Annotated in this window: 6 protein-coding genes and 1 pseudogene; 2 read left to right on the top strand and 5 right to left on the bottom strand. The window is 63.4% G+C overall.

Features of this window, described 5'->3' with window-relative positions; all coding sequences use genetic code 11:
• A pseudogene (locus B3873_RS18260) lies at positions 1-681 on the bottom strand (Ppx/GppA family phosphatase); the annotation flags it as partial.
• A gap of 202 nt (positions 682-883) precedes the next feature.
• Here B3873_RS18260 and B3873_RS18255 point away from each other — a divergent pair.
• Positions 884-1,648 carry an SAM-dependent methyltransferase gene (locus B3873_RS18255; RefSeq protein ID WP_286867821.1) on the top strand — a complete coding sequence of 255 codons (765 nt, stop codon included), beginning with the start codon at positions 884-886 and terminating at the stop codon, positions 1,646-1,648.
• A 67-nt stretch (positions 1,649-1,715) separates the two neighbouring features.
• Here B3873_RS18255 and B3873_RS18250 read toward each other — a convergent pair whose 3' ends face one another.
• The 4 genes from B3873_RS18250 to B3873_RS18235 form a co-directional block, all read right to left on the bottom strand.
• Positions 1,716-2,774 (bottom strand): S49 family peptidase, encoded by a 1,059-nt coding sequence (locus B3873_RS18250; protein ID WP_034332211.1) that lies wholly within the window; start codon positions 2,772-2,774, stop codon positions 1,716-1,718.
• A gap of 51 nt (positions 2,775-2,825) precedes the next feature.
• Complete coding sequence (locus B3873_RS18245) at positions 2,826-3,200, bottom strand: Rieske (2Fe-2S) protein (RefSeq protein ID WP_034332207.1); 375 nt, start codon at positions 3,198-3,200, stop codon at positions 2,826-2,828.
• An 11-nt stretch (positions 3,201-3,211) separates the two neighbouring features.
• A complete protein-coding gene (locus B3873_RS18240; RefSeq protein ID WP_286867819.1) occupies positions 3,212-3,871 on the bottom strand; it encodes an HAD-IIIA family hydrolase in 660 nt (219 codons plus the stop codon).
• Positions 3,872-3,996: 125 nt separating this feature from the next.
• Positions 3,997-5,064 (bottom strand): RluA family pseudouridine synthase, encoded by a 1,068-nt coding sequence (locus B3873_RS18235; RefSeq protein ID WP_209533207.1) that lies wholly within the window; start codon positions 5,062-5,064, stop codon positions 3,997-3,999.
• An 810-nt stretch (positions 5,065-5,874) separates the two neighbouring features.
• Between B3873_RS18235 and B3873_RS18230 the strand changes: the two genes are divergently transcribed.
• The coding region (locus tag B3873_RS18230) for an Rne/Rng family ribonuclease (protein WP_286867817.1) at positions 5,875-8,908 on the top strand (3,034 nt) is incomplete at its 3' end.

The following is an 8,908-nucleotide window of genomic DNA, read 5'->3' as shown; positions in this document are numbered from 1 at the left end:
GCGACCATCCCCCATGTTGTTGCGGCGGATGGTATCGGCGATGGCACGCATGGTGCCGGACGATCCGTAGACATTGACGCTGGCCGCATCGAAGCTGAACAGATGCACCGCATCTTCCACATGCGAACGCGCAGAAATGATGGCGCGCTCAAAGGCCGCTGCCGTGATCGCCCCATCGGGGAAGAAGGCCAGGCTCTGGTTGACGGTACCGATACCGAAGGATTCGACGTGGCGGATATGCTCACCCAGGCCACGGATGACTTCGGTAGAACCGCCGCCGATGTCGATGACCATGCGTTCTTCACCGGCATCGGCGAGCACGCCGGCCACGCCCATGTAGATCAGGCGCCCTTCTTCCTCGCCGGAAATGATTTCGACCGGATAACCGATGGCGCGCTCCAGTTCCGGCAGCAACTCGGCGGCATTCCTGGCCACGCGCAAGGTATTGGTGGCCACCACCCGCACGGCGGTCAGCGGATAGTCACGCAGGACCGCGCGAAAACGAGTCAGCGAATCGATCGCGCTCTGACAGGCCTGCGGCGTGAGGTTGCCGCTCTTGTCGATGCCCGCGGCCAGGCGGATGGGGTCACGCGCACTCTTGATGACGCGTATGCTGTCGTCCTCATACTTGCCGATGTGCAAGCGAAAACTGTTGGAACCGAGATCTACCGCAGCAAACATGCATTTCCTTTCGCGACGGCTCCGGGCGAATCCGCCCGAAACAATTGCTAAATAATTTAAACCGCATCCTGTCTCCATGACGACAAGATAATGGGCGCGCATTACACTTTGATGACAGCCTGCACCCTGTAGAATGGCGGCTCAGCGACGTCGTGCTGCGTTGCACATATTATTTTATACAATTTATCCCATTTTCCCTTCCATGCCCGGCATTCTTTACCTGGTTCCCAACACGCTGGGAACGACCGAGCTTCCCGCCGACACTGACGCATTGCATCCGCTGGAGTCCATCATCCCGCGCCAGGTGCAGGCCATCGCGGCGCGCCTGGATTATTTCGTGGCCGAGAACGCCAAGACCACCCGCGCCTTCCTCAAGCTCCTGGGCAGCAGTACCGCACTGGCCAAGCCCATCCAGGAAATCCAGATCAGCGAACTGAACGTCAACACGCCTGCCGCCGCCCTGCCCGCCTTGCTGGCACCGCTGCTGGAAGGCCGCGACGGTGGACTGATCTCGGAAGCCGGTGTGCCGGCCGTAGCCGACCCCGGTGCCAACCTGGTACGCCTGGCGCATCAGCATGGCATCCAGGTGCGGCCGCTGGTCGGGCCCTCGTCCCTGCTGCTGGCGGTGATGGCCAGCGGACTGAACGGCCAGAGCTTCGCCTTCAACGGCTACCTGCCCACCGACGCCGAGGCGCGCAGCAAGCGCATCCGCCAACTGGAAGACCGCTCCCGCAAGGAGAAGCAGACCCAGCTGCTGATCGAAACGCCCTATCGCAACGGTGCCATGCTGGAAGCGCTGGCGCAGTCCTGCCAGCAGGGCACGCTGATCTGTGTGGCGACCGATCTTTCGCTGCCCACCGAAACGGTACGCACGCAGACCGCCGCGCAATGGAAGGCCGCCCTGGCGGCCAACAAGGCGCCGGACTTCCACAAGAAGCCAACGGTGTTCCTGCTGCTGGCGGAATAAGCATCACAAAAAAACAAAGGCCGGTTGCATCAGCAACCGGCCTTTTGCTTGGAAGCTGTGGATTCGCTCAGCGCAACTGCGACAACGGCGCTGACATCAAGGTCTTGGCAAAGCCCGCACCGAAGGCCACGCCGAATTTCTTGAGCACGCGTTCGGAGAGATTCTCGGTCTGGGTGTAGTCCACCACATCCTCGGCCTTGATCACATCACGCGCCACGCTGTCGACCGTGCCATAGCCATCGGCCAAGCCCAGTTCGACGGCCTTGGAGCCAGTCCACACCAGGCCCGAGAAGGTATCCGGGGTTTCCTTCAGGCGCGTGCCACGGCCCTGGCGCACCACTTCGATGAACTGCTGATGGATCTCCTGCAGCATCGATTGCGCGTATTCACGCTGCTTGGGGCTCTGCGGGCTGAAGGGATCGAGGAAGCTCTTGTTCTCGCCCGCCGTCAGCAGGCGGCGCTCCACGCCCAGCTTGTCCATCAGGCCGGTGAAGCCGAAACCATCCATCAGCACGCCCACCGAACCGATCAGGCTGGCCTTGTTGACGTAGATCTTGTCAGCCGCCACGGCGATGTAATAGCCGCCGGAAGCGCACATCTCTTCCACCACCACGTAGATCGGCTTCTTGGGATAGGCCTTGCGCAGGCGGGTGATCTCGTCGTTGATCATGCCGGCCTGCACGGGGCTGCCGCCGGGGCTGTTGATCTTCAGGATCACGCCCACCGAGTCGCTGGCCGCAAAGGCTTTGTCGAGCGCCGGAATGACCACGCCGGCCGAGCCCTGCCCTTCGGATTCGATGGTGCCGCGAATCTCGACCAGGGCAGTATGGGTGCCCAGCGGCTCGCTCTCGATCTTGTTGTAGGTGAAGGCCATCCAGCCGCCCAGCACGATCACCACCAGAATGGCGATGCGGAAGAAGATGCCCCAGCGGCGGCGGGCGCGCTGTTCCTTGACGGCGAACAGGGCCAGCTTTTCCAGGACGTCGCGCTCCCAGCCGCTCTTCTTGTCCTCGCGCACGCTGGCGGGGATGGAAGAAGACGGTGCAGCAGGCGGCGGGGAGGCCGGGGAAGACGAGGAAGACTGAGGGGGGCGGTCTTGCGGGTTGTCAGATTCGTTGTTGCTCATAGGCTCACTCTGGGCAGCGCCATCGCGCTGCACTGGTTTTTTCCGCGAAGCTCATGCCTCGACGGGCTGGACGATGTCATCCGGACGCCAGAACACCTGGCCGTCGCGTTCCACCGCCATGATCTTACGCAAATGCGCACCGGTACAAGGTCCGCCTGCGCATTTTCCGGTATCGGGCGCATAAACCGCGCCATGTGTTGCGCACATGAGATACAGGCCGCTGGATTCAAAGAATTCGCCCTCGGCCCAATCCAGTTCAATGGGCACGTGGGCGCAGCGATTAAGATAGCCATAGACCACACCGCCATAGCGCACCACGAAGCCGGTGGTCTCATCCCCATGCACCTGCACCGGGAAGCGCTTGCCCAGACCGCCCTCCTGGAGGGCGGCTGAGGGGCAAATGAAGATTTCTTCAGGCGTCGTCATGGCAAGCCGCTTCAGGCGTGGTCATTGAGCCATTGATGCAGCTCGCGGATGGAGCGGGCTGAATAAAGAGGCGCCAGGGTCTGCAACTGCTGTGGCGGATGCGCGCCGAACTCCACCGCCACCCCCTTGGCTCCGGCGTTGATGGCCATCTGCAGGTCGTGGGTGGTGTCGCCGATCATGACGGTACGGTGCATGTCCTGGCCCAGTTCGCGGGTCAGTTCCTGCAGCATGGCCGGATGCGGCTTGGAGAAGGTTTCATCGGCGCAGCGCGTGGCATCGAACTTGGAGAGCAGGCCGGTATTGTTCATGGCCCGGTTCAGCCCCACCCGGCTCTTGCCGGTGGCCACGGCCAGGAAATAGCCCTGCTGCGACAGGTCGGCCAGCATCTCGGGCACGCCCTCGAAGAGCGTGAGGTCCTTGTCCTGCCCGAGATAGTGATGGCGGTAGCGCTCCACGATGCGCGGATAGTACTTCGGGTCCACATCCGGAATGGCGGCCTGCATCGCATCCTGCAAGCCCAGGCCGATCACGTAGGACGCCGCGCTCTTGTCGGGAATGGGCAGCCCCAGGTCGCGCGCGGCCGCCTGGATGCAGCGCACGATGGTCGAGGTGCTGTCCATCAGGGTGCCGTCCCAGTCGAAGACGATCAGGTCAAATTGCTTTCTTGCCATGTGCTGAGCTCTTTCCGCTGGCATGCTTCCGGCTCGGTTGCCATTGTGGCAATTGCCAGATGAGCATGCGTTTCTGTTAATGCCGGGCAGAAAGTATCACATCCCGGCCGTCTGCGTGTATCCCTTCACTCTTCGGTTCCGGCCAGCATGTTGTGAGGCAGCAGGTCGCCCTCGGCACCGCCTTCGAGGCTGCGCAGGAAGCGCGCGCACTCCTCGGGCAGGCCGGCCTTGAGGGTGACGGTCTCGCCGCTTTCCGGATGGCGGAAACTGATGCGCCAGGCATGCAGGAACATGCGCTTGAAGGCCACGCGATTGCCATCGGCCTTCTGCAGCGACTTGTTGAGGGTGAAATCGCCGTACTTGTCATCGCCCACGATGGGGAAACCGCTGGAAGACAGGTGCACCCGGATCTGATGGGTGCGGCCGGTCTTGAGTTCAGCTTCCAGCAGGGCGAATTCACCGAACCGGCGCAAGAGCGAAAAGATGGTGTGCGAAGCCTGGCCATCGGCCTGCACCCGCACCCGGCGCTCGCCGTCCGGGGTGCTGTACTTGAAGAGCGGCAACTTCACGTGCTGGCGGGCATTCTTCCAGTCGCCCTGCACCAGCGTGAAATACCGCTTGTCGGTGGTGCCTTCGCGCATCTGGTCGTGCAGGTTGGTCAGGGCCGAACGCTTCTTGGCAATCAGCAGCACGCCCGAGGTATCGCGGTCCAGGCGGTGCACCAGTTCCAGGAACTTGGCCTGCGGACGCGCCGCACGCAGCTGTTCGATTACGCCATAGCTCACGCCCGAGCCGCCGTGCACGGCGACGCCGGCCGGCTTGTCGATGACCAGCATGTGGCTGTCTTCCAGCAGGATGCGGAATTCCGCGCCGGGGACCACCTGCTCTTGTTTCTCGGCAACTCGTATTGGCGGCACGCGCACCACGTCGCCTTCGGCCAGGCGATAGGTCTGGTCGATGCGGCCCTTGTTGACACGTACCTCGCCCGAACGCAGGACACGATAGATATGGCTCTTGGGAACACCCTTGCAGATACGCAGCAGGAAATTATCAATCCGCTGCCCGGCTTCTTCGTCGGAAATGGTCAGCAACTGCACCTGGGGAAGGTTCTGCGAGGCGGCTTCGCTCCGGGAGGCGGGCGCGGCTGCGGCGCTTTCAGAAGCCCCCCTAGAAAATCTCGCTAAGTCCTTCATTTTGAATATATAATCGTTCGACGCTGAACAAAAAATCAGCGTCAGTAGAATAAAAAGGAACATTCTACACAAGAGGAGACTTCGTCAGCCTCGCTCATTTGCAAAATAGACGGAGGGGGCCCCGAAAACCACGACGCGCGGCATCGCAGACGCAATAAAAGCGCTGCAACGGTTGACAATACAGCCGATCATGCCGCTTGCCTGGTCCACGTAAAGGCCTCGAAACGAGTACGCACCTTCCCTGCGCGATTCCAGTTTGCACCGCAGTTGCAATCGGACAGCGCGCCTGGAAGTGGAACAGAATTGTTTGGATCATCAGGATAAAAGTCTGGCAAGACTCGCATCCGGTGTTCCGGTTCAGGTCCGCAGCGCACAGCCCCCCGGCAAAGCAGTATCTTGCAGCGCAACCGGCGGCAGGCTCATCCGCCCGCCCCTCTTGCAGCGCATTGCCCGGGCCATGCCGCAGTCCTGGCCGAAGCATCGCGAAGCTTGCCGGTTGATGCAACAGAACCCGATCGCCGTCGCCAACCCATCACCATGTTACGTTTGGCTCCACAGACCAGCTTACCGTCCGCAGTTGCCTGCGCGACCGCCTATGGCGGAGCGCGCGGCGCGGATACGGTGCTGCCCGGCGTTCCCGTCTGCCGCATCCGCGCCCCCTTGTGCTGGAGCGCCCGCTAAGGCGCACTCACACAATCAAGGCAATTCCCTCCCCAATCACTTCGTTCTCGCGTACATCCCCTGTACTTTTGGCCCGCTACCACATACGGACGGGCCATTTGAAGGATCTTCGGATCCCGGAGTGAAAACATGAAACGTATGTTGTTCAACGCCACGCAGCAGGAAGAACTGCGCGTAGCGATCGTTGACGGTCAGAAACTGATCGACATCGACATCGAAACCACCGGACGCGAGCAGCGCAAGTCCAACATCTACAAGGGCGTCATCACCCGCATCGAGCCCTCGCTGGAAGCCTGCTTCGTCAACTACGGCGAAGAACGCCACGGCTTCCTGCCCTTCAAGGAAGTGGCCCGCACCTATTTCAAGGAAGGCATTGACGTCCGCAACGCCAGTATCAAGGAAGCGCTGCGCGAAGGCCAGGAAATCATCGTCCAGGTCGAGAAGGAAGAACGCGGCAACAAGGGCGCTGCCCTGACCTCGTTCATCTCCCTGGCCGGCCGCTACCTGGTGCTCATGCCCAACAACCCGCGCGGTGGCGGCGTGTCGCGCCGTGTCGAAGGCGAAGACCGCCAGGAACTGCGCGAAACCATGGACAAGCTGGACCTGCCCAACGGCATGTCCGTCATCGCCCGCACCGCCGGCATCGGCCGCAACGTCGATGAACTGCAGTGGGACCTGAACTACCTGATGCAACTCTGGCGCGCCATCGAAGGCGCCGGCCAGACCGGCTCGGGCGCCTTCCTGATCTACCAGGAATCGTCACTGGTCATCCGCGCCATCCGCGACTACTTCCAGCCCGACATCGGCGAAATCCTGATCGATACCGACGACATCCACGACCAGGCCCAGCAGTTCATGGCCCACGTGATGCCGGACATGGTCCATCGCGTCAAGCGCTACCGCGACGACGTGCCGCTGTTCTCGCGCTTCCAGATCGAACACCAGATCGAGACCGCCTACTCGCGTACGGTCCCGCTGCCTTCCGGCGGCGCCATCGTCATCGACCACACCGAAGCCCTGGTGTCGGTGGACGTGAACTCGGCGCGCGCCACCCGTGGCAGCGACATCGAGACCACCGCCTTCAACACCAACCTCGAAGCCGCCGATGAAGTGGCCCGCCAGTTGCGCCTGCGCGACCTGGGCGGCCTGATCGTGATCGACTTCATCGACATGGAGAACTCCAAGAACCAGCGCGAAGTGGAAGGCCGTCTGAAGGACGCCCTGCACCACGACCGCGCCCGCGTTCAGATGGGCAAGATCTCCCGCTTCGGCCTGATGGAACTGTCGCGCCAGCGCCTGCGTCCGTCGCTGTCCGAAGGCAGCCACGTGACCTGCCCGCGTTGCAACGGCACCGGCCACATCCGCGATACCGAATCCTCCGCCCTGCAGGTGCTGCGCATCATCCAGGAAGAGGCGATGAAGGAAAATTCAGCCGCCATCCACGTGCAAGCGCCGGTGGACGTGGCCGCTTTCCTGCTCAATGAAAAACGGGGCGAAATCCTGAAGATCGAGACGCGCCATCGCGTCACCGTCATCATGATCCCCAACAAGCACCTGGAAACCCCGCACTACAAGATGGAACGGATCAAGCACGACGATCCGCGCCTGGACGAGGGCCAAGCCAGCTACACCATGGCCGAGCAAGCCGATACCGACATCGGCTACAGCAAGCGCCAGAAGGAAGAAGAACGTCCGCGCCAGGAAGCCGTGGTCAAGGGCATCACCCCCGACCAGCCGGCCCCGATCGTCGAACGCAAGGCGCCGGAACCGGTGGCTGCCCCCGTGCCGCCGCCGACCCTGGCCCCGGAATCGGGTCTGCTGGGCAAGATCTTCGCCTTCTTCCGCAAGAAGCCGGTTGCTCCGGTGGAAGTGCCGGCCCCGGTCGAAGCCAAGGCTCCGGCCAAGCGCGAAGGCGATCGCAATGGCCGTGGCGGCGACCGCAATGGCCGCAACCGCAACCGTGGTGAACGCGGTGAGCGTGGCGATCGCGCCGAACGTGGCGAGCGCAATGCAGAGCAGCGTGCACCCCGTGGCCCCGCCGCCGTCGAACTGAAGACCGGCGACACTGCTGAAGCCAAGCAAGCACGTGCACCGCGTGGTCCACGCGAACCGAAGGAAGGCCGCGAACCGCGTGAAGGCCGTGAGGTGCGCGAGGGCCGTGAGCCGCGCGAAGCCCGCGAAGGCCAGGAACAGAAGGAAGCCCGCCGCAACGAGCCGCGTGAAGCCCGTGAGCCCCGCGAACCGCGTGAAGGCCGCGAGCCGCGCGAGGGTCGTGAAGGCCGTGAACCGCGCCAGCCGCGTGAACCGCGCGCCCCGCGTGGTGAACGCAAGGACCCCAAGGCCGAGGAAGGCCTGCCGCTGGAAGCCGCTCTGGCTGCCGGTGCAGCCACCGCAGGCGTAGCGGTTGCTGCTGGTGCCGTGGCCCTGTCCAATGACGAGCAAGCCGCCCAGGTGGAAGCTGCACAAGTCGAAGGTTCCGAAGGTGCTGATGGCGTCGAAGGTGCGGAAGCTGCCGAAGGCGGCACCGAGCCGCGTCGTCGTCGTCGCCGTGGTGGCCGCAACCGTCATCGTCGCGAACGTGATGAAAACGGCAACGTGATCGACAACGGCGAAGGTGAAGGATCGGAGCAATCCGAAGCCGCCGAAGGCGTCGACACCGTAGTCGTGGCCAGCGCCGCTGCTGCCAGCGTGAACGTCGAGACCGTCGCTGCCGACACTTCGGCGGCTCCGGTGGAAGTGGCCCAAGCCGCTGTGGCGCAAGCTTCGTTCGCCGCCTCCCCGGTCCCGGAACAAGCCCCGGCTGAGGCTGCCGTGCACGTGGAAAGCGGCGTGAACTCGGTGGAAGCCGTCGCCGCTGCCGCTGCTGAAGCGACCCAGGCCGTGTTCTCGAACCAGCCGGCCATCGAACCGGCGGCGCCGTCGATCGATGCCAGCTTCGCCCCGACCCCGGCCTTCGAGCCGGTGCAGGCCCCCGTTGCTGCTCCGGCCGCATCGGAAGCCCCGGTCGAGGTGGTGCACGCTGCGCCTGCAGCCCCGGCCGTGCCGCAACAGATCAGCCTGCTGGACGCCGTCGAAGCCAGCCCGGCACCGGTAGCCGTCGAACCGGCTCCGGTGGTGGCTGAAGCCGCACCGGCCTCCCCTGCTGCCCCTGCCCCTGCCCCTG

Source organism: Herbaspirillum sp. UBA812, from assembly GCF_002296545.1.
GTDB classification, from domain to species: domain Bacteria; phylum Pseudomonadota; class Gammaproteobacteria; order Burkholderiales; family Burkholderiaceae_D; genus Herbaspirillum; species Herbaspirillum huttiense.
Note: the sequence above shows the minus strand (reverse complement) of the source record. Positions and strands in the feature narration are given on the sequence as shown.